At 50.8% G+C, this 20,555-nt stretch carries 20 protein-coding genes; 10 read left to right on the top strand and 10 right to left on the bottom strand.

The window, feature by feature from the left end; all coding sequences use genetic code 11:
- Positions 1-330: 330 nt before the first annotated feature.
- Positions 331-504: a hypothetical protein gene (locus NDI52_RS15640; RefSeq protein WP_190774546.1), complete on the top strand. Its 174-nt coding sequence runs from the start codon at positions 331-333 to the stop codon at positions 502-504.
- 118 nt (positions 505-622) lie between these two features.
- On the opposite strand, the gene NDI52_RS15635 is transcribed toward NDI52_RS15640, so the two are convergent.
- The 9 genes from NDI52_RS15635 to NDI52_RS15595 all read right to left on the bottom strand — a co-directional run bounded on the left by NDI52_RS15635 (position 623) and on the right by NDI52_RS15595 (position 8,029).
- A complete protein-coding gene (locus tag NDI52_RS15635) occupies positions 623-1,573 on the bottom strand; it encodes a F0F1 ATP synthase subunit gamma (protein ID WP_190774547.1) in 951 nt (316 codons plus the stop codon).
- Positions 1,574-1,683: 110 nt separating this feature from the next.
- Positions 1,684-3,198, bottom strand: a complete 1,515-nt coding sequence (gene atpA, locus NDI52_RS15630) for a F0F1 ATP synthase subunit alpha (protein WP_190774548.1) — start codon at positions 3,196-3,198, stop codon at positions 1,684-1,686.
- 94 nt (positions 3,199-3,292) lie between these two features.
- Complete coding sequence (gene atpH, locus NDI52_RS15625; RefSeq protein WP_190774549.1) at positions 3,293-3,841, bottom strand: ATP synthase F1 subunit delta; 549 nt, start codon at positions 3,839-3,841, stop codon at positions 3,293-3,295.
- The gene (locus tag NDI52_RS15620) at positions 3,838-4,407 is read right to left on the bottom strand and encodes a F0F1 ATP synthase subunit B (RefSeq protein WP_242035883.1); all 570 of its coding nucleotides are present in this window, start codon (positions 4,405-4,407) and stop codon (positions 3,838-3,840) included. Before NDI52_RS15620 ends, atpH begins: the two co-directional genes overlap by 4 nt.
- Positions 4,400-4,888 (bottom strand): F0F1 ATP synthase subunit B', encoded by a 489-nt coding sequence (locus NDI52_RS15615; RefSeq protein WP_190774551.1) that lies wholly within the window; start codon positions 4,886-4,888, stop codon positions 4,400-4,402. The genes NDI52_RS15620 and NDI52_RS15615 overlap by 8 nt, the downstream gene beginning before the upstream one ends.
- A 93-nt stretch (positions 4,889-4,981) precedes the next feature.
- Positions 4,982-5,227 (bottom strand): ATP synthase F0 subunit C, encoded by a 246-nt coding sequence (atpE, locus tag NDI52_RS15610; protein ID WP_190774552.1) that lies wholly within the window; start codon positions 5,225-5,227, stop codon positions 4,982-4,984.
- Between the two features lie 147 nt (positions 5,228-5,374).
- Positions 5,375-6,133 carry a F0F1 ATP synthase subunit A gene (gene atpB, locus NDI52_RS15605; protein WP_190774553.1) on the bottom strand — a complete coding sequence of 253 codons (759 nt, stop codon included), beginning with the start codon at positions 6,131-6,133 and terminating at the stop codon, positions 5,375-5,377.
- 48 nt (positions 6,134-6,181) lie between these two features.
- Positions 6,182-6,727: an ATP synthase subunit I gene (locus tag NDI52_RS15600; protein ID WP_242035884.1), complete on the bottom strand. Its 546-nt coding sequence runs from the start codon at positions 6,725-6,727 to the stop codon at positions 6,182-6,184.
- Positions 6,728-6,835: 108 nt separating this feature from the next.
- Positions 6,836-8,029, bottom strand: coding sequence for a class I SAM-dependent methyltransferase (locus tag NDI52_RS15595; protein ID WP_190774554.1), 1,194 nt, complete (start codon positions 8,027-8,029; stop codon positions 6,836-6,838).
- Positions 8,030-8,485: 456 nt separating this feature from the next.
- Here NDI52_RS15595 and NDI52_RS15590 point away from each other — a divergent pair, with 456 nt between their 5' ends.
- The 9 genes from NDI52_RS15590 to NDI52_RS15550 all read left to right on the top strand — a co-directional run bounded on the left by NDI52_RS15590 (position 8,486) and on the right by NDI52_RS15550 (position 18,901).
- Positions 8,486-11,764: a phycobilisome rod-core linker polypeptide gene (locus NDI52_RS15590; protein WP_190774555.1), complete on the top strand. Its 3,279-nt coding sequence runs from the start codon at positions 8,486-8,488 to the stop codon at positions 11,762-11,764.
- Positions 11,765-12,400: 636 nt separating this feature from the next.
- Positions 12,401-13,159, top strand: coding sequence for a phycobilisome rod-core linker polypeptide (locus NDI52_RS15585; RefSeq protein ID WP_190774556.1), 759 nt, complete (start codon positions 12,401-12,403; stop codon positions 13,157-13,159).
- A gap of 227 nt (positions 13,160-13,386) precedes the next feature.
- Entirely contained in the window at positions 13,387-13,752 is a 366-nt protein-coding gene (locus NDI52_RS15580) for a DUF1818 family protein (protein ID WP_190774557.1), read from the top strand.
- Between the two features lie 973 nt (positions 13,753-14,725).
- Complete coding sequence (gene gvpA / locus NDI52_RS15575) at positions 14,726-14,944, top strand: gas vesicle structural protein GvpA (RefSeq protein WP_190774558.1); 219 nt, start codon at positions 14,726-14,728, stop codon at positions 14,942-14,944.
- A 182-nt stretch (positions 14,945-15,126) separates the two neighbouring features.
- Positions 15,127-16,425, top strand: coding sequence for a hypothetical protein (locus tag NDI52_RS15570; protein WP_190774559.1), 1,299 nt, complete (start codon positions 15,127-15,129; stop codon positions 16,423-16,425).
- A complete protein-coding gene (gene gvpN, locus NDI52_RS15565) occupies positions 16,422-17,675 on the top strand; it encodes a gas vesicle protein GvpN (protein WP_190774560.1) in 1,254 nt (417 codons plus the stop codon). The genes NDI52_RS15570 and gvpN overlap by 4 nt, the downstream gene beginning before the upstream one ends.
- 5 nt (positions 17,676-17,680) lie before the next feature.
- The gene (locus tag NDI52_RS15560) at positions 17,681-18,019 is read left to right on the top strand and encodes a gas vesicle protein (protein WP_190774561.1); all 339 of its coding nucleotides are present in this window, start codon (positions 17,681-17,683) and stop codon (positions 18,017-18,019) included.
- A 23-nt stretch (positions 18,020-18,042) separates the two neighbouring features.
- The gene (locus tag NDI52_RS15555; RefSeq protein ID WP_190774562.1) at positions 18,043-18,204 is read left to right on the top strand and encodes a hypothetical protein; all 162 of its coding nucleotides are present in this window, start codon (positions 18,043-18,045) and stop codon (positions 18,202-18,204) included.
- Positions 18,205-18,418: 214 nt separating this feature from the next.
- Positions 18,419-18,901, top strand: a complete 483-nt coding sequence (locus NDI52_RS15550) for a gas vesicle protein K (protein WP_190774563.1) — start codon at positions 18,419-18,421, stop codon at positions 18,899-18,901.
- Between the two features lie 50 nt (positions 18,902-18,951).
- Here NDI52_RS15550 and NDI52_RS15545 read toward each other — a convergent pair whose 3' ends face one another.
- Positions 18,952-20,454 carry a DEAD/DEAH box helicase family protein gene (locus NDI52_RS15545; RefSeq protein ID WP_190774564.1) on the bottom strand — a complete coding sequence of 501 codons (1,503 nt, stop codon included), beginning with the start codon at positions 20,452-20,454 and terminating at the stop codon, positions 18,952-18,954.
- Positions 20,455-20,555: the final 101 nt, after the last annotated feature.

Genomic DNA, 20,555 nt, shown 5'->3' with positions numbered 1-20,555 from the left:
CAAGATGAAGCCAACTAGCCTAGGCACCCTGATTTATCGCTCTAAAGAATCTGAGTTCAGCCATTGTGCCAACTTCATTGTGCCCTAAGGCATATTGACAGTCCCCAGGGATTGCAATGAATTTTATATATTACATTCTCTACTCCCACTGTTTTGTGTAACAGTATGGCTAGCGAAAAACCCTAAATTCTTTACCAAAATCTCATCAGCTCTAAACTCTAATAAAGCTTGTACGGAGGGTATCATTTATGTCCCTATATGGGTTGATTAAGTACAGGAGATGTGGGACGCAGCACCACACTATCTCCTGTACTTAGGAGATTTCCAGTAATGAAATTCCCCCCAGAATGTTGGTGCTTTGCCCGCTTCGCGGGCAAAGCACCAACATTCTGGGTAAATTCTTATGCAGAAACCTCTTTACATCACTTTGTGCTTGAATCAGCCATAGCTGTTTTTGTGAGAGCCGTGTGGAGTGTGGCTCTCACAAAAACAACCAAAATTTAAGCGCTTGAAAAGCGCTGTAATCAATCGGAGTTTGGGTTAAATAATGACGAAAAAAGGACGGGATTGTTCCCGTCCGTTCATTCTGATTGAGATGTAGCTACGAGAAACCCAACCGTTATTAGGTAAGCGCTTCTGCGCCCCCAACCACCTCCAGAATTTCCTGGGTAATAGCAGCCTGACGCGCTTTGTTGTAAGAAATTGTCAGGGTACTGATGAGCTGTGATGCGTTATCACTCGCGTTGCTCATGGCAGTCATCCGAGCCGCCAGTTCGCTAGCAGCAGACTCTTGTAATGCCCGTAGCAGTTGGTTATTCAAATACAGCGGCAATAGAGCATCAAGAATCTGAACGGGATCTTGCTCAAACAACATATCCTGTGGCGGTGGCTGAAGCGTAGGAGCGGTAACTTTCTGCCGCTCAACTTCAAATGCTCCACCCCGAGTCGTCAAGCGGAAGATTTCATCGTCTGATACTTCTAACCCTTGAGGGTCGAGAGGCAACAGGGTTTGTACAACAGGACGAGAGCTCACTAGCGAAACGAACTTGGTGTAAATCAGCTCGACCCGATCCACTTCCTCTGAGAGGAATAGGGACAGCAGTTCGTCCGCAATCATGGAAGCTTCCGAAGCGGTCGGTACTTGCTCTAGTCCAGAGAATACCGCCTCAACGGGCTCCTCGCGGCGCTGGAAGTACTGAGCCGCTTTGCGTCCCACAATGATGAACTTATAGTTACGGCCTTCAGCCTTTAACTCCTTCGCACGAGTCTCAGCCCGCTTGATGATGTTGGCGTTGTAACCGCCGCAGAGACCGCGATCGCCTGAGATGATCAGCAGACCTACAGTATTCACTTCGCGCTGTCTCAGCAGAGGCAGATCCGCATCTTCAAACCGCAGACGAGTTTGCAAGCCATAGAGAACCTGAGCCAGCCGGTCCGCAAAGGGGCGGGTAGCCAGAACCTGTTCTTGGGCACGGCGCACTTTAGCCGCTGCCACCAGCCGCATCGCTTCGGTGATCTTGCGGGTGTTTTTGACAGATTGAATGCGATCGCGAATAAATTTTAGATTTGGCATGTCGAATAGACCTCGGTTCGCTTCAGGTCATGGATAAGGATGTTTGAAGCGGAATGAACGTTGGATTTTTCCCACTATCTGCAGGAAAAATCCAACCATTCAAACATCGCTTAGCCAGCCAGGAAGGCTTGCTTGAACTCGGTAATACCGGATTTCAGAGCCTCAACGGCTTCATCGGTCAGCGCTTTTTCGCTACCAACGATTTCGTTATAGCGAGGCTTGCTGTTCGCCAAATACTCACGCAGACCCTTAGCGAACTCAGTCACTTTTTCCAGGGGAACCTCATCCAGGTAACCGTTGGTGCCGGCATAGATCAGAGCAACCTGATCAGCCAGAGAGAGAGGCGAGGAGGAAGGCTGCTTCAGTAGTTCTTGCAAACGCGCACCCCGGGCCAGCTGGTTCTGAGTCGCTTTATCCAGGTCAGAAGCAAACTGAGAGAATGCCTTCAGTTCGTCATACTGAGCCAATTCCAGCTTCAGCTTACCAGCCACTTTCTTCATGGCTTTGGTCTGAGCGGCGGAACCTACACGGGATACGGAAATACCCGCGTTAATCGCCGGACGAACGCCTGAGTTGAACAAGTCAGAGGACAGGAAGATCTGACCGTCGGTAATCGAAATTACGTTGGTAGGAATGTATGCAGATACGTCACCCGCCAGGGTCTCGATGATGGGCAGAGCGGTCATACTACCTTCACCCAGTGCGGGGCTTAGCTTCGCAGCGCGCTCCAGCAAACGGGAGTGGAGGTAGAATACGTCGCCAGGATACGCTTCACGGCCGGGCGGACGGCGCAGCAGCAAGGACATCTGACGGTATGCCTGTGCGTGCTTGGACAGGTCATCGTATACCACCAGGGTTGCTTTGCCCTTGTACATGAAGTACTCAGCCAAAGAAGCACCCGTGTAAGGAGCCAGGTATTGCAGAGCCGCAGAGTCGTTAGCGGTCGCGCTCACAATAATGGTGTAGTCCAGAGCGCCACGGTCAGCCAGAGTTTGTACAACCTGAGCAACGGTGGAAGCCTTTTGACCGACCGCTACGTAAACGCAAATTACGTCCTTACCTTTCTGGTTCAGGATGGTGTCTACAGCGATGCTGGTTTTGCCAGTCTGACGGTCACCGATGATCAGCTCGCGCTGACCCCGACCGACGGGAATCATCGCGTCGATAGCGGTAATCCCGGTTGCCATGGGCTCGTATACCGATTTCCGGGCAATGATGCCAGGAGCGGGAGATTCGAGCAGACGGGTATCGGTGGTGGCGATTTCGCCTTTGCCATCAATGGGACGGGCCAGAGCGTCAACCACGCGGCCAACCATTGCATCGCCTACAGGTACGGAGGCGATCTTACCGGTGGAGCGTACAGCGCTACCTTCTTGAATGCCTAAACCTTGACCGAACAGCACTACCCCAACGTTATCTTCTTCGAGGTTCTGAGCGATCCCAACGGTTCCATCTTCAAATTCCAGCAGCTCGGAGGCCATTACGTTGTCGAGGCCATACACGCGAGCAATACCGTCACCAACCTGAAGAACAGTTCCTACGTTGGAAACTTTAATTTCCTGGTCGTACTGCTCAATCTGCTGGCGAATAATGCTGCTAATCTCGTCGGGTCTAATTGCTACCATGGGTTATTCTCGCTGGCTACAAATAAACAGAATGAACATTCGCTGAACTGTGCAAAAGCGAGCTAAACCATTGCTTTTGCGGCACATTCAGATTCTAGACATTGGTGGAGAGGTTCAACCCGAGGCGACGAAGTTGTCCCCGCAGGCTTGCATCAAATACTTGAGAACCGACCCGAATAATCACACCGCCCAGAATGTCAGAGTCGATATGCTTTTCCAACTCGACCTGGCTAGCTCCCGTAAGGGAAATGACTTTCTGGCGAACGGCTTCCGTTTGCTCATCATTCAGTTCAACCGAAGAAATCACTTCAGCCAGAACGATTTGACGCATCTGACGCACCAGAGTCTGGTACTGCTTGCAGATAGGCGGCAGGAACTGACTCCGTCCACGATCTACCAGCAGTTGGAGGAAGCTTTGCATCACAGGATGCAGGCGATCGCTTGCCAACTGCCGCAACACAGCCTTCTTGGTTTCCGGCTTCATGAATGGGTTGACCAAAAACTGGTTCAACTCTTCGGATTCCGCCAGGGTTTCCAGCAGCACCGTTGTATCTTCGTTGAAGCGATCCACTAGATCTTGGGACTGGGCGATTGACATTAATGCCTGAGCGTAAGGCTCTACGATTTCAGCAGCTAATCTCATGCCCGACCTCCCAAAGATGCAATGCTCTGATCCAGTAGTTGATGTTGAGCATCCTGGTTCAAACCTGTTTGCAAACGCTCTTCCGCCTTTGCAATAGCCAGAGCCGCAATTCGCTCTCTCAGTTCGCGCGCAATCCGCTCTTGCTGAGTGTTAATGTCCTGGCTAGCCGACTGACGCATCCGAACCAGCTCTTCTTCCATCTCAGAAAGAATAGCGGCACGAGCTTTCTCTGCGCTTTTCTCAGCGTCTGCCAGAATGCGAGCAGCTTCTGATTGCGCCTGGGCCAGCTTTTGCTGTTCCTGGGCTAGAGAAGCTGCAGCGGATTTCTTACGGTCTTCCGCTTCTTTAATGGCTGTCTCGATGGCAGAGCGGCGATCGCCTAAAGTCTTACCAATGACACCACGACCAAAGTACAACAGCACACCAATAATGATGGCCAGGTTGATAATGTTGGTCTCCAGCAGGTTGAAGTTGAGGCCAAATCCACCTTCCGCTTCAGAAGCAAGCAAGAATACCTGGTGGGGAAGGGCCGTACCAAACAATTCGATACCACCAAAATTAACCAATGGAAACACCTCCCAGGAGCTTGTGCAAGATTTGCTGACTGAGGGCATCCACTTGTTGCTCAAGAGCCTGCAATGCTTCGGCTTTTTGCTGATCTAGCTCATGTTGAGCCTGTTCACGCTGAGCTTGGGCTTCCTGCTGGGCTACGGCAATTTTTTCGGCTGCAATTTTCTGAGCATCAGCTTGAGCCTTTGCTATGACTGCTTGAGATTGCCGACGGGTATCTGCCAGTTCCTGCTCAAATTGTTTGGCGAGAGCCTGAGCCTTCATCAGGCGTTCCTGAGCTTCTGCCTGGGTGCCACGAATATAAGCGTCGCGTTCATCTAACACCTTGCCTACAGGCTTGTAGAACAGAGCGTTGAGTACCGCAACAAGAATCAAGAATTGAACTGCCATCAGAGGCAACGTCGCATCTAGGTCAAAAAGACCCCCTTCCGCTTCGCCGACGGCCTCCGTTGCTAGCAGAATCAGTGAGTGCATCATAAAATTAACCCAACCCCTTCAGCTCGGTCAGAGCGCTCCGCTAAGTGAATGAGGGTAGGGGCACGTGGGCCGTACCCCTACTGAACCCTATGCTTAGGCAAAGGGGTTTGCAAACAGCAGTACCAGAGCAACAACCAGACCGTAGATGGTGAGCGCTTCCATGAACGCCAAGCTCAGCAGCAGAGTACCGCGGATTTTGCCCTCTGCTTCAGGCTGACGAGCGATCCCTTCCACGGCTTGCCCCGCTGCGTTACCTTGACCAATACCAGGGCCGATTGCGGCAAGGCCCACAGCCAGAGCAGCAGCCACAACAGAAGCAGCAGCGATTAATGGATCCATAGTGAGATTCCTTCCCTTGTGTTACAGAATGACGAAACGTGAACCATCTAGAAAAGCGCTTGCACGCTGGCGACCTAATTGTGAGTAGCAAAGGCTACCGACAACGGTAGGTCACAATAATGGGGACGCAATGCCCCGTCTGAGAAACTAGTGTTCCTCATGCCCTTCGTGGTGATCCTCCATAGCCTCGCCAATGTAGGCAGCGGCCAGTGTCGCAAAAATCAGAGCCTGAATTGCACTGGTGAAGAGACCCAACGCCATCACAGGCAGCGGCACAAACAGAGGCACCAGCAATACCAATACGCCCACAACCAATTCATCAGCCAGAATGTTTCCGAAAAGACGGAAGCTTAGGGAGAGGGGTTTGGTGAAATCTTCAATAATCTTGAAGGGAAGCATAAAGGGTACCGGCTGAACGTAGTTGCCGAAGTAACCCAAGCCCTTCTTGCGGAAGCCCGCGTAAAAGTATGCCAGAGAGGTAAGCAGCGCCAGAGCAACCGTGGTGTTGATGTCACTGGTGGGAGCCGAGAGCTCACCAGCCGGGATGTGAATCAAACGCCAGGGTACCAGAGCACCGGACCAGTTTGAGACAAAGATGAACAGGAACAAGGTACCAACGAATGGAACCCAGGGCCGATAGTCTTTTTCTCCAATCTGACCGCGTGCCAGATCGCGAACAAACTCCAGAACATACTCCATGAAATTCTGGAAGCCTGTGGGGATGCGCTGGGGATTTCGGCTGCCTAGGAGGGCGGCAATAACCAGCACACCAATCACGAACCAAGAGGTCAAGAAGATCTGGCCGTGTAACTTCAAATTGCCCAATTCCCAGTAAAACTGTTTGCCAACTTCCAGTTCGGCGAGGGGCAATGTATGAAGAATATTCAGGAAATTGAGGGTTCCCATTGGATGAGTCTTTCCAGAATCGTTAAGTGGTGATAGTATTCCTGGAACTTATCGAGATCCGGGTAATATGGCGGTTTGCATCATGTAATAGATGACGGCCACTTTATAAGTCAGGAAACCAAGAAAAATTGGCATGATTTGAAGTTGATCTAATCGCGATGCAACTACGATCAACCCAATCAACAGAGCCAGCCGAGTAGCACCCAATTGACTCTTTTCCCGACCCAGTTGTGCCACGTTTTTCGCCAACATTCTCAAGTAAACCACACCTGTGCACGCTCCTATTAAATAATTCAGAGCGATGTTGAGGGAGTAGAAAATCCATACTGAAACGAACACAATGCCGCTTAAAAGCAGTGTGATTTTCAGCAAATCTTCCTGGAGTTTGTAAAACTCCTGCATGGAAGGATCGGGTTCAGGATTGATGCCCGACGGGGCGGGCTGTTCCTCAATGGGAGGTGTGTTAGGAGGGGTGTCTGACGAGTTCACAGGAATAGTGGCAAAGGTCCAGTGAAACGGAAGCAGCATGGCGCTGGTATCACAGTGCGATCGCCCATGGCTTTCGGTGTGATTGCGCTTGCCACTCCCGATCATATCACCGACAGGTAACAATACTTAATGCTGTGTTCGTCCCTGTCGGGTGAGTTTTTTTGAATCCTACAGGCGGATTAGTTTGATGCCGTAATGGCCTATTTGATGGTATCAGCTACCTGGAGTCAGCATCAGGAGTTGTTGTTGGAGGAGCGATCGCACCATCTCCAATCCTCCCGGTACCGATTCTAGGATTTGCCCAACGGTTTGCTGGGTATTTCCATCGGCAGCTTTCAGGAAAGCCCACTGATCATCGGTCAACGTCACAATCTGATAATCAAAATTAAATAGAGTGCGACTATCCCAACCATCCATACAAGGATTGCGTTCAGGGATGGCGGCTAGAAGAGCTGTATCGGAAGACCAATCGGATTTCTCAATGGGAGGACGACCCAGGAAAAATTCGTAGTGTGTGATGGATTCTGGATCGAGAAGTTCGATCAGTCGGTACCGTTCCCACTCCGAAAGATTAGCGGCTCGTTCCATCAAGTCGGGTGCTTTCCCAATCAATCTTTCTAAATCCCAAACTCGTGGATTTGAGAAGCCGAGGAATTCTAAGCCAGAGGCACGAATTAACTCATGCAGACTGTGAACGGTGTAGTCAATCTCCTGGGGATGGACGTACATGTCTGCAAAATTTTCATCTCGCTGATTTTCTAACGACCAGCGTTCCTGTTCCCGTTTCACCAGGCGATTGTTTTCGGGCAGGCTGGCAAAGAGATTACGCCCCACCTGTACGCCGTCGCGATAGTCACCGCGCTGGTCGCCCTGGAGGAGGGCGATCGCCTCTTGCATTAGCTGAATTTCCCATCGGCCCAAGGCACCATATACAAAGATATGCATCAGCCCGCCAGGAGCTAACTTTGGTGCAAGAGCCTGAATTCCCCGAATTGGATCCGGCAGGTGATGAAGAACACCCACACAATTAATTAAGTCAAATTCACCGGGAAGCTCAGCCGCATTATAAAGACTGAGGTGGTGAAAGGTCGCGCGATCGGCTCCCGATCGTTGGCATCGTTCCTTGGCAACCGCCAACGCACCCGAACTCAAATCAAGCCCTGTTACTTCAGCTTGAGGATTCAGGTGCACCAGATATTCAGTACCGACCCCGGTACCACAGCCCGCATCCAGAATTCGCACATCCTGCCGAGACGGTTTACGGCCCAGGCAAAAGTTGTAAGCGGCCAACCAATTCCAACGCCAGTTATAACCGGGAGGCGGCTCGTCCAGTAACGGTTCTGGTGGAAATGGATAGGTGTCGTAAAGGCGGGCCACAGCCGCACTAATCTGAGTGGGGTCGGTCATAATCGATTGAGATCCAGCATGATGAGTGTAGCGCCTGATAGACGCCTTTTTGATGGGGTCGGAGAATACGGGAGTGGTCAATTGATGAGGTGAGAGGGGTGCGATCGCACAGAATCCCGGCAAATTGGATTCTGTAGATGTAACGGGGAAAGTTACAAAACTTATACTGTCTCTAATGTAGATTCCCCCTATCCCGTATGATTGGCACAGCAATCCTGGTAACGCCTCGTAAACACTTCTTAATAAAGCGGTGCTGCGTAGACGAAACGCTCTAATCTAAGAGTTGGATTTGACCCTGATCCACGGGGTCATCACTATCCCGGTAATCTTGAAGGCTTCTGGGTCTTCGTGCGAATGGCTTTATTTTGTGCGAACGACGGGGAGCGCTCTCAGGTGTCTCGGAACCCCATCGACAAACTATAAAGAGATCACATTGAAGGGAGCTTTAGAAATCCAATGAGTGTTAAGGCAAGTGGTGGAAGCTCTGTTGCACGCCCCAATCTTTACCAAACCTTACCCGTTTCCACGATTTCCCAGGCCGAGCAGCAGGACCGCTTCCTGGGAATGGGGGAACTCAGTGAACTGTCAAGCTTTTTCAGTTCTGGTCTCAAACGGTTGGCGATCGCAGATGCCCTTACCCGGAACTCTGAACTGATCGTGTCCCGTGCGGCCAACCGTATTTTTGTCGGTGGTTCTCCCATGGCTTTCCTCGAAAAGCCTCGTGAAGAAACCCCTGTGCCCGTTGGTATGGGTGGCGTTGCCATCGATACTCAAGAAGGGATGAAACTGGGTACCGTTACCTATGTTTCTGGCGGTGGTGGCGGCATTCTAGAAGGGCTACGCACCCTATTTCTTACCCCCAGCAGTGGTCCTACTCCTCCTGGTTTCCGTCCGATTAACGTAGCCCGCTACGGCCCCGGTAACATGGCTAAGTCACTGCGTGACTTGAGCTGGTTCCTGCGGTATCTGACCTATGCGATTGTGGCAGGCGACCCCAACATTATTTCTGTTAACGTTCGTGGTCTGCGGGAAATCATTGAGAATGCCTGCTCTTCTGACGCAACCGTTGTAGCGCTGCAAGAAATGCGTCTTGCAGCCCTTGGTTATTTCCGTCAAGACGAGGAAGCTGCGTTCATTGTTGAACAGTACTTTGGTGTACTCATCAACGAATTTGCGGCTCCCACTCCTTCCAACAAGCTGCGTCAGCGCCCTTCTGGCGATCAGCAAGGCTTAACTCTGCCTCAGATTTACTTCAACGCAGCAGAGCGTCGGCCTAAGTACGCGATGAAGCCTGGTCTGTCTGCTCTGGAAAAGAACGACGTTATCAAAGCAGCCTACCGTCAGGTATTTGAGCGTGATATTACCCGTGCTTACTCTTTGGGAATTTCCGATCTGGAATCCAAGGTGAAGAACGGCGAAATCTCCATGAAGGAGTTCGTCCGCCGTCTAGCGAAGTCGCCTCTGTACCGCAAGAACTTCTACGAGCCCTACATCAACAGCCGTGCTCTGGAACTGGCATTCCGTCATATCCTTGGCCGTGGCCCCAGCTCTCGTGAAGAAGTTCAGAAGTACTTCTCTATCGTGTCCAACGGTGGTTTGTCTGCTCTGGTAGATGCCCTGGTGGATTCGGAAGAATACGCGGATTACTTCGGTGAGGAAACTGTTCCTTATCTCCGTGGTTTGGGCCAAGAAGCTCAGGAGTGCCGCAACTGGGGTCCTCAGCAAGATCTGTTCAAGTACAGTGCGCCCTTCCGTAAAGTTCCTCAGTTCCTGACCACCTTTGCTAGCTACGAGCAGCCTCTGCCTGATCAGCATGTGTATGGTTCTGGCAACGATCCACTGGAGATTCAGTTCGGAGCTATCTTCCCGAAAGAAACCCGCAATCCCAGCGCCAGCCCAGCACCATTTGGTAAGGATACCCGCCGGATTCTGATCAATCGTGGCCCTGGTATCAATAACCAATTGAGCAATCCTGGTGCACGCGGTGTTGCTCCTGGTAGCCTTGGGCCTAAGGTGTTCAAGCTGGATCAAATTCCCAGCTATACCAAGAGCTTTGCGAAGGGTGGTGGTAACAGTAAGGGCGTCAGCGTTAAGTTCTCTGAAAGCTCTACCCAAGCTGTCATTCGTGCAGCTTACCTGCAAGTATTCGGGCGTGATGTCTATGACGGTCAGCGCCAGAAGATTGCTGAAATCAAGCTGGAAAACGGGGAAATCACTGTACGAGAATTCATCCGTCAGTTGGCGAAATCTGATGTATTCCGCAAGCAAGCTTGGACTTCGCTGTACGTGGTGAAGGCGATCGAGTACATTCACCGCCGCCTGTTGGGCCGTCCTACCTACGGCCGGAAGGAAATGAATGCTTACTTCGACCTGTGCTCGAAGAAAGGATTCTACGCTCTGGTGGATGCAATTCTAGATACCGAGGAATACAACGAAACCTTCGGTGAGGACACCGTTCCTTACGAGCGTTATGTGACTCCGGGTGGTTTGGCCCTGCGTACCAACCGGGCTGGCAGCATCAGCGACAAAGGCTTGACGAAGGTCACGGTTGAGGAAGAGCCTCGCTTCGTTCAACTGGGTGCCGTATCTGAAACCCGTACTGAACCGGATATCCAATTCCGTGCAACTCAGGGTGTCAGCAAGAAGCGGGAACAAACCAAAGTCTTCAAACTTACGACTCGTACGGATGTTTCCCAGGTTGGAACCGTTATTGGTGCTGCCTACCGTCAGGTGTTTGAGCGGGATATTCCTCCTTACCTCGCTAGCAACGAGTTCTCTGCACTGGAAAGCAAGCTGAAGAACGGGGAAATTACCCTCAAGGAGTTCCTGGAAGGGCTGGGTACTTCTAGCCTTTACATTCGGGAGTTTTATACCCCCTATCCCAACACCAAAGTAATTGAGTTGGGTACCAAGCACTTCCTGGGTCGTGCTCCTCTAGATCAAGTTGAAATCCGTAAGTACAACCAGATTCTGGCAACCCAGGGTCTGAAGGGCTTCATCAACGCGATGCTGGCGAGCCCTGAGTATGCGGCAACCTTTGGCGAAGATACGGTTCCCTACAACCGTTATCTGACCCTTCCTGCTGCGAACTTCCCCAACAGCCAACGGCTCTACAACAAGCTCACGAAGCAGGACCGCGAATTGGTGGTTCCCAGCTTCAAGCCTGCAGATACCCGTACGGATGTTTCCAAGCTGCCGTTGCTGGGTCAGGCGATCGCCGCCCAGTCCAAAACCGACTACGTTGACCTGAGCCGCTCCACGGGTGGAGAAGCTCTGGTTCAAGACACCGATCGCAAAGCAGCCCGTATCTTTCGAGTAATGCCTAGCACTGGTGCAGTTGAGGTTAAAGAGGCGATTGAAGCCATCTATCGTCAAATCATGGATGTTTCTGATGAAACGATTCCTACTGAGTTACGTCGCCCTGAGCTGGAGGCCCTGCTCCAACGCGGTGAAATCACCGTTAAGGAGTTTGTGAAGCGTTTGGTGGTGTCGCCTGTATATGGCGATCGCTTCCTGCAGCCCTATCCTCCTGCCAAAGCAGCCGAGTTGCTGGTTCGTCACCTGCTGGGCCGCACTCCTGCGAATACCGCAGAGCTGACTGAATATGCAGCGCTTCTCGCTGAGAAGGGATTGGTTGCTGTTGTATCGGCTCTAATGAACAGCCCTGAGTATGGCCGCTTCTTCGGTGAAGATGTAGTGCCCTATGCTCGCTGCTCTCAAGTTCCGATGATTTAAGAGGAAACAGTCTTGCAGAGGTTGATTTTTGATGGGCTAAATCAATAAAGTCAACCTCGCGGGCATCCTCTAGTTTGATTCGTTTGGGGTTCTGTGGAAGAGCGATCGCGTATTCTCAGGAATGGCGATCGCTCCTACTCAAATCCCTAAAAGAATGTGTTTCCTTCTTCCAAGTTTTTTGAATCGTTATATCAGCTGCTTTACCGAAGCTAAGGACACGCCATCACACAGTAGTGAGTGTGCTCTTATTTGTTGTTCGGTGTATGAAGTAGTGCTCGTTAAATATTTCCCACTGAAGGCTGCATTTTGAATGCTTTCTGAATTTCCTCAATTTTTTAGGCTCTAGATATAGTTCAAACCTCCTAGTAATTTCCATTTTTCTAACTGCTTCTTCTGAAGAAACCCGTAGGAAACTGACCCAAGAACTTATATAAAGTAACCTTCGTTTAACTTTCAATTTGTGCTAGAGGAGCTCCAAATAATCGAGCTCCTTTTTTGTAAAAAACTGTAAATTCCAGGTGAGCTGTTAAATTCCGTAAAGTTTTATTGGAGGAAGGCTATCTACTATTCCTATTAACCGTATGATGTTGAGTAAATTTTGTAAGGATTTGTAAGACACAGGGAGTTTAAGTAGGCGTGGCAATTCCTCTGTTACAGTACAACCCCTCCAGCCAAAACCAGCGAGTTGCTGGTTACGAGGTTGGAAGCGATGAGCAACCCCGTCTCTTCTCGACGGATAACCTGCTCTCGCCAAGTGATATGGATAACTTGATTGAAGCGGCTTACCGTCAAATCTTTTTCCATGCGTTTAAAGCAGACCGGGAAGTAACTCTTGAATCCCAGCTGCGGAATGGGCAAATCACAGTACGTGATTTTATTCGTGGTCTATTGTTGTCTGATCGCTATAAGCGCAGCTTCTATGACTTGAATAGCAACTATCGTTTTGTTGAACAAACTGTTCAGCGCGTTCTGGGCCGGGATGTTTACAGCGAACGCGAAAAAATTGCTTGGTCCATCGTAATCGCGACCAAAGGTATTGCTGGCTTCTTCAACGATCTGTTGAACAGCGACGAGTACCTGGAGAACTTTGGTGATTCCATCGTTCCCTATCAGCGTCGTCGAGTTCTGCCCGGTCGCACTGCTGGTGAGCTGCCTTTTAATATCAGGTCTCCTCGCTACGACGAATACTACCGTGGTAAGTTTGGCTTCCCGCAAATCGTCTGGCAGACCACTGTTCGGAGCTTCAAGCCCCAAGACAAAGTTGCTCGTGCTGGCGATCCAGCAAGTTTCCTCGATATGGCTCGTAGCTTGGATGCGCGCGGTAGTGCTCCCCAAAGCCTGTCAGCTCAGAATGTTGATTACCTAAACGCTGTACCTTACCGCAAGGTTGGCTAAGGTCTGTATTGCAGATGAATAGAGCCAGGGGGCGATCGCTCCCTGGCTTTTATATGTGAAGGAATGAGATTGGATGCGAAACAGCAGTTTCACATTCAATCTCATTCCTATATAGCGGTGTGCAAGCTCGTTAAGTACAGAAACGGTGTTGTGGGGCGCTCAGCGCCCCACAACACCGTACTGAATAAGCCCACACAGCGCTATATTTAGCAATGGAAGATAATGCTATGGCACGACAACTTAAAAGCGGTCAAGGTTGGCAAATTGGTTGGGATCCTGAAGCTCCTCTCTACCGTGGCTTAGTGGGTACAGAGGCATGGGCTTTAGAGCTGACTGAGGAGGAACTTGATGACTTTTGTCGTCTTGCTACTCAGTTGGCCGATACTCTAGCTCAAATCGCCTCAGAGCTGATGGATGAGGAGCGCATCACCTGTGAAGTGGAGAGCGATCGCATCTGGATGGAAGCTGAAGGCTTTCCACACTCCTTTAGCTTACGCTTCATTCTGCTTCAGGGGCGTCGGGGTGAAGGTTATTGGGATGCAGAGGCTGTGACGGGTCTCATTCAAGCTATGCAGAGCCTCCAAGTATTTTAAGGACTACTTGTACAGGAAATATGCCTTCTCGAGCAAAACCAGCCTACTATGGCCGTGACTGAGTTGCTTCTGTACAGCTTCTGTACATATGTTGTAACAAATCAATTCTCCTTATACTCGTAGCTATTTGAACCAGGACAAAAAGAGAGGGTGCCAAGCGCCCTCTCTTTTTGTCTTATAGCCTGTGTTGTGTTAGTTAGCCTGAGTTCGGATTAAGTACTAGCTTAAACGGCTGTAGCCATAGATTTGCTTGATCAGCCAATATGTGCCATCGAGATCAGCAATACCATTCAAATATATTTTGTAGATGAGTTTGGAAGTTGACACAATAGGCAACAAATCAGCAAAGTGATTCCGTATTATTTCGGATTTAAGAGAAGTAGTAGTTTTAAACTGAAAAATAATCCGTGTTTCCGCTTATAGTCTCTATTTCGTTTCTATTAAGTTGGGAAAAATGAAGTCTTTTTCCGGATAACTATTAATGATTTAGAAGACGTACTAATGTGCGTTTTGGTTTTATAGTAAGTCGTTAGAAATCCTTTATTACAGCGCTTTTTATGCTTTTCTCTTAAATAAGATTCCATATTCTTCCTGATGTATTTGTATGTCCTAGAAAGGAGTATAAGAACATTGGAAATAATTGAAAGTGCTTCATTGGACTTCGACTTTTTTCTAAGGTTCATTGTTAGTCTGACCTGTGTTTTGGGAAAGATACAATTGTCTCCCTCCACAGGGCATCTGCTAGAAAACCCCTAGCTATTTCCTTCTTAAGGAAATCGCCCGTTGACATTGTAATTGCGGCATATTGTGCCTTTAAGGCTCCGTTCTTAGATGCTCTGATGATTATTCGGAAATCTTTGAATGTTCAAAAATGTCTAATCCAAGCAATTGTCTTGGCAATGTTAACTTCTGTTGGGTAGGGGAGTCAGTTTATTTCATTGCTCACACGTACAAAGTTTTAGGTGGTTTAACCATGGCTGTTGAAAAAGTAAACTCTTCCTCCAGCTTGGCCGAAGTAGTTGATCGGATTTTGGATAAAGGCGTTGTTGTTGATGCGTGGGTTCGCGTATCTCTGGTTGGTATCGAACTGCTGGCTATTGAAGCTCGCATCGTTATTGCTTCCGTTGAAACCTATCTGAAGTATGCAGAAGCTGTTGGTCTGACTGCTCAGGCTGCTGTTCCCTCCGCATAAAAGTCTCCGATTGGGGAGCCTTGATTGGCTCCCCAATCCTCACACTTTCATCTCCCCGTTTTCGTTAATTCGTTCGTGCTCGGTAGGTTTGCAGGCTTTCGGAAACACTAGCGTCCGGCCTGTCTTCACAAAATGGCTTCTTAGGAAGCCGGGTTAAGTTAGCCTCGTCGGAGGAGGTTTCTGTGGCTGCTCTCAAGGATCAATGGAAAGAGCAAAGACGCCAGCGGCAGTTGGAACTGGAGCGACGTCAGAGAGATGTGCGCGAAGTGCTGGATGGGTTTCAGCAAGAGCGGCAGGCCATGTCTGCTCAGCTTCGGAGTGAATTGAGTGCCTTCCAACAGGCAGTTCAAGAGGAGACACAAAGTTTTCTGGCTGATGCCTATCAGAAACGGCTGGCAAATGCAAAAGTAGTCGCTGATGCATTGCAGGCTTATAAAGCTAATCTGCATGAGCAGGTAGCTCAATTTCTTTCAGTCACGTCGGCAGAGCGATCGCTCATGTCCCAGGAGCTGTTTCAAGCTCTAGAGGCATTCCATGCATCACTGTCCGCCTCAGTTGCCGATTTGCGCTTAGCGCTGCAACAGCGCATGCAAGAAATTCAATTAGAAGTACAAGTTCTGCAGGCCGACACCCAGGATATGCTGGTGGGCTTCAAAGAACAACGAATTCAAGAGCAGCAACGGCTCCTAGCAGAACTGGCTGCTTACGTAGACGGTCTGCGGGATGACGTCCATGCGTACCTGTCGGAGTTAGAGTTGGCGCGGGTAGATCGGGCTAACCAGCTGTGGGCTATGCTCCAACAGAGCCGGGATAACCGTGCTGTTGAAATGGAAGCCCTGATGACCGAGTTTGCTGAGTTCCGCAACTACTTACAGAGCTATCGGCAGTCTCTCCACAATCTCGTGTGGGGCAACGGCGAAGCATCTGTAGAACCGCAACCTCCTGCTGTGGCTCCTCAACGTAAGGTTGCCGCTGCACCAGTTCGTGGATTCCGCCCGGTTCGCCCTGTCGCGACTGCCCAACCGAAAGTTGAGCTGCCCAAGGCGCCTCGTAGTATCCCACCAACTCCCGCTGCTGCTACACCCGCTTCTGAGCTACCGAACGTTGTAGCGCCCCCAAAGCCTGAGCCACCCAAGGTTGAGCCGCCGAAGGTGGAAGAATTCGCGCCGGCTCCCGTCATCCTTGCTGAAGCATCTTCTTCTATCGATAGCCTTGAGGCGTTGAGCGAAGCAATTCCTTTGCCAGCGGTCAAAACTGAGTCTGTAGAAGAAACACAGCCTGCACTTCGTGATCCTGCTCAGTTAGAAATGGATATTTTCAAGTACATCCAGGCCATCAATGGCGCACGCCTAACTGAGATTGAGACAGCTCTCAGCATTAACCGCTTCCAGGCTGTTGATGCTCTCCGCTCGCTCATTAAGAAAGGCAATGTGACCCAGCGCGATCGCATCTATCTGATTCCTGAGGAAGTGAACCTGTGACTACTGTCCTACAAGCCCGCCCCCGAAACTTTGTCAGCACGCCTGCCATTGAGCGTGTAGCAGCCCGTTCCCTCCGTTACCTGCAATCCGGCTATTCCGTTCACTTGCGGGGACCGGCAGGTACTGGCAAAACGACTCTGGGTTTGCACCTGGCTGATATGCTGGGGCGGCCCATCATGCTCCTGTTTGGCGACGACGAGTTCAAAACCTCTGATTTAATCGGTAACCAGACTGGTTACACCCGTAAAAAGGTGGTGGATAATTTCATCCACAGTGTGGTCAAGGTTGAAGATGAATTGCGCCAGAATTGGGTGGATTCGCGTCTAACTCTGGCTTGCCGAGAAGGCTTTACCCTGGTTTACGACGAATTTAACCGTTCTCGCCCTGAGGTTAACAACGTCCTACTGGCGGCCCTGGAAGAAAAGCTGCTGGTGTTACCCCCCAGCAACAACCGTCCCGAGTACATTCGAGTCAGTCCTCACTTCCGCGCCATCTTCACCTCGAACCCAGAGGAGTACTGTGGCGTACATGGAACCCAGGATGCGTTGCTGGATCGTTTGATTACCATCAACATGCCGGAGCCGGATGAGCTGACCCAACAGGAAATCGCTGTCCAGAAATCCGGCATTGATCGAGAGAGCGCCAGTATCATCGTGCAGTTGGTTAAAGCCTTCCGCGATCGCGTTGGAGCTGACAAAGCTTCCGGGTTGCGGGCCTGCTTGATGATCGCGCGTATCTGCCATGAGCACGAAATTGTTGTGACGCCTGAGAACGTCGAGTTCCGAGATATCTGTCAGGATGTGTTGCTGTCTCGCAGTGAGCTGTCCCAACAGGATTCCACTCGTCTGCTCTGGGACGTTTTCAATGAGCTGATCTGTGCAGAAGTGCGGGAATCAGATGTGGCGATCGCCCTCAACGTACCGGATCTCGAAATCCTGGATTTGGATTCGAGTATCACGCCCAATGGGGTTGTTGAAGATTCTCTGGCCGAGACTGTGCGTGCCTTGCAAGGGGATGAGCCTGTTGCGGGAACTGAGGAACCCTCTGTCGAGGTTTCTGACGTGCCTCACGAACAGGAGGTCTACCGCTATTTGCAAGACCATCCTCGGGCTCGGACTTCAGCAATTCAGGCAACATTGAGGCTGAGTCGCGTACAGGTCATCGACGCTATTCAATCCCTATCCCAAAAAGGGCTCCTGCCGATTCAAGGCGAAACTGATACAGCGCAATCCATTTCTGAGGAGGGCTAATCATCATGACGGCTACGGTTCCAGTACGTCCTACTGCTTCCAGCCGCCCGATGCTTACGTCTACCCAGGGATCTGGCCTGGCTGATGTTCTTGAACGGGTGCTGGACAAGGGAATTGTGATTGCAGGTGACATCACCGTTTCGGTCGGTTCGACCGAGTTGCTCAATATTCGGATCCGATTGCTAATTTCTTCGGTAGACAAAGCCAAGGAGATTGGGATCAATTGGTGGGAGAACGATCCCTACTTAAGTAGCCGATCGCAAGAACTCCTGGACGCTAATCAGCAGCTCCAGACCCGCATCGAAAGTCTTGAACGCGAGTTGAAAGCGCTCCGGGGTGCCTAAGATTAATCTTATCGAGGCGAACCATGACTCAATCCACGAAGAAACGCTATATTGACTCTGAACAATACCGTCAAATGCGTGTGCGTGATGGCGATCGACGCTTTCAGGAATGGCATTCTGCATTCCTGAAACACCAGAGAGAGTTTCTGAAGGATTTGGGTAAACGGCGCGATCGCTCAGCCTGATTGAGTAGTTTTATCAGACTTCTATACTGGAGCGTGGCAGAGGTGCGTCGGATGACCTTCGATACCTGGGCCACGCTCTTTGATAATTGTGTGTTGGTGCGTGAAAGGCTTCGGCAATGGCCAGATGTTCTAGTTGGGCCAGTCAATCCGATTTAGCCTTTCCAAACTTGGTTGCCCATGGCAACGTTAAAGCAGACCTGTCAAGTGTGTGGCGATGTCTCCCTCCGAAGCCTCTGATGCTCCCATCCAAATTGCCCCCGGCGGCGCGTTAGATTCTCCTAAAAAGGGCAAAGATGCTGGCTTGGCTCCCCTATTGCTGACGGTAATCGAACTTGTGCGTCAGTTGATGGAAGCACAGGTGATTCGCCGTATGGAAGGGGATGAGCTAAGCGAAACTGATCTGGAACGAGCCGCTGACAGCGTGCGTAAGCTCGAAGAGCAGGTTATACGCCTCTGCGAAATTTTTGAAATTGATCCGGCCGATCTCAATGTAGACCTTGGGGAATTCGGTACATTGTTGCCTAAAACCGGAGGCTACTACCCCGGTGAGACCTCCGCCAGCCCGACTATTCTCGAATTACTCGACCGTTTGCTGAGCACTGGCGTGGTGCTAGAGGGGGATGTAGATTTGGGACTGGCCCAGATCAATCTAATTCATGCCAAATTACGGCTGGTTTTGACCTCTAAGCCTCTATAGAAATTTGAGTGATTGCCTTCCAGAAGCCAATCCTCCAGGATTTATTTTATTTAAAAAGGTGGGTCGTCCTGAGAAGTTGAAGGGTATTGGCCCGGAGGCTCGGCTGCTGTGCGGCGGGTTGGCTTCAGATATTTCTCGTAGGGGGAGGGGGGCACCAGCTCTAACTGATTCTCCTTACGAGGCGGTTTGCTACCGGTGCGACGCCGGCGGGAGACGCCTTCTTCTGTCGTTTCCTCAGCTACGACTTCATATAGAATGGCTTGCTTCTCGCCTGTTCCCTTTCGCAAAATTCGCCCTAAACGCTGAATGTATTCCCGGGTGGAACCACTACCCGATAGGAGAACCGCTACACGAGCGTCGGGTACGTCTACTCCTTCATTCAATACATGGGATACGACCAGGGTATGGTAGGTACCGTCGCGAAACTTTTGCAGAATGTCGTGGCGCTCTTTGACAGGGGTTTGGTGAGTAATCGCCGGAATGAGAAAGCTTTGGGAAATTCGATAAACCGTTGCGTTGTCGTTGGTAAAGATGAGAGTGCGATCGGGGTAGTGCTGGGCTAGTAAGTCAGCTAATATCCGTAGTTTACCCTCGGTGCCGAGAGCGATCGCCCGTGCTTCCCGGTGAGCCAGCATCGCCCGTCGCCCGGCCTGAGATCGAGCACTGGCCTGCACAAACCGTTGCCATCCCTCAAGCGATCCAAGCCAGATATTTGATTTTTCTAGAAATTCGTTGCGAGTAGCGATTAAGGTTTCGTAGCGATCGCGCTCCTCTGGCGAGAGCTTGACCCGGATCGGAACAATATCATAAGGAGCCAGCGCATGACCTGCCAGTTCCTCCGCGGTGCGCTGATATACCACAGGTCCAAGCAGTTCATTCAGATCCTGGTGGCGACCGTCGGTGCGATCGGGGGTGGCTGTGAGACCGAGACGGTAGGGAGCGATGGAGGATTCGGCGATCGCCCGATTAAAATCGCTGGGTAAATGATGGCACTCGTCGCAGATCAGCAGCCCATAACGATTGCCTAAAGCTTCGGCATGGATGGCAGCGCTGTCATAAGTCGCCACGAGAATGGGGGTTCGATCCTTGGAGCCCCCACCGAGTAGGCCAACCTCTTCATCCGGGAAAGCGGCCAGTAGATGGGTGTACCATTGATGCATCAAATCCAGGGTGGGAACTGTAATCAGCGTGCTGCGAGGGGTGACCTGCATGGCCATTTGCGCCAGATACGTTTTCCCCGAAGCGGTGGGCAGCACCACGACGCCCTGTCGTTTTGCCTGAACCCAGGCAGCCAAGGCCTCCTGCTGATGCGCGTAGGGTTGTCTTTCTAAAGACGCTGCCATCTTTAGCGGTTCAAAGCCTTTTGCCTCATCTTTGAACTCAACGTCCTGTTGTTGTAGTGCTTCTACCAGTGCCCGGTAATGGATGCCAGGAATGCGAAATCGCTCAACCCGGTCATCCCAGGCGGCAAAATCGAGCCAGTCTTTGCCCCGTGGGGGCGGGTGCAGAATCAGGGTGCCCCGGTCGTAAGTCAGGGTGGAGATGCGTGCCATCAGGTTTTGCGGCCATTACTGCTTGTATTCTAGGAAGCTCGGCGGCGATCGCACCAACATTCTCGGCTAATGACAGGCTAAATCCGTCAGTGACTCCTGTC

The sequence above is a fragment of the Leptolyngbya sp. PL-A3 genome, from assembly GCF_039962325.1.
Classification (GTDB): domain Bacteria; phylum Cyanobacteriota; class Cyanobacteriia; order Elainellales; family Elainellaceae; genus Vacuolonema.
This window is presented reverse-complemented; position numbering and strand designations above follow the sequence as displayed.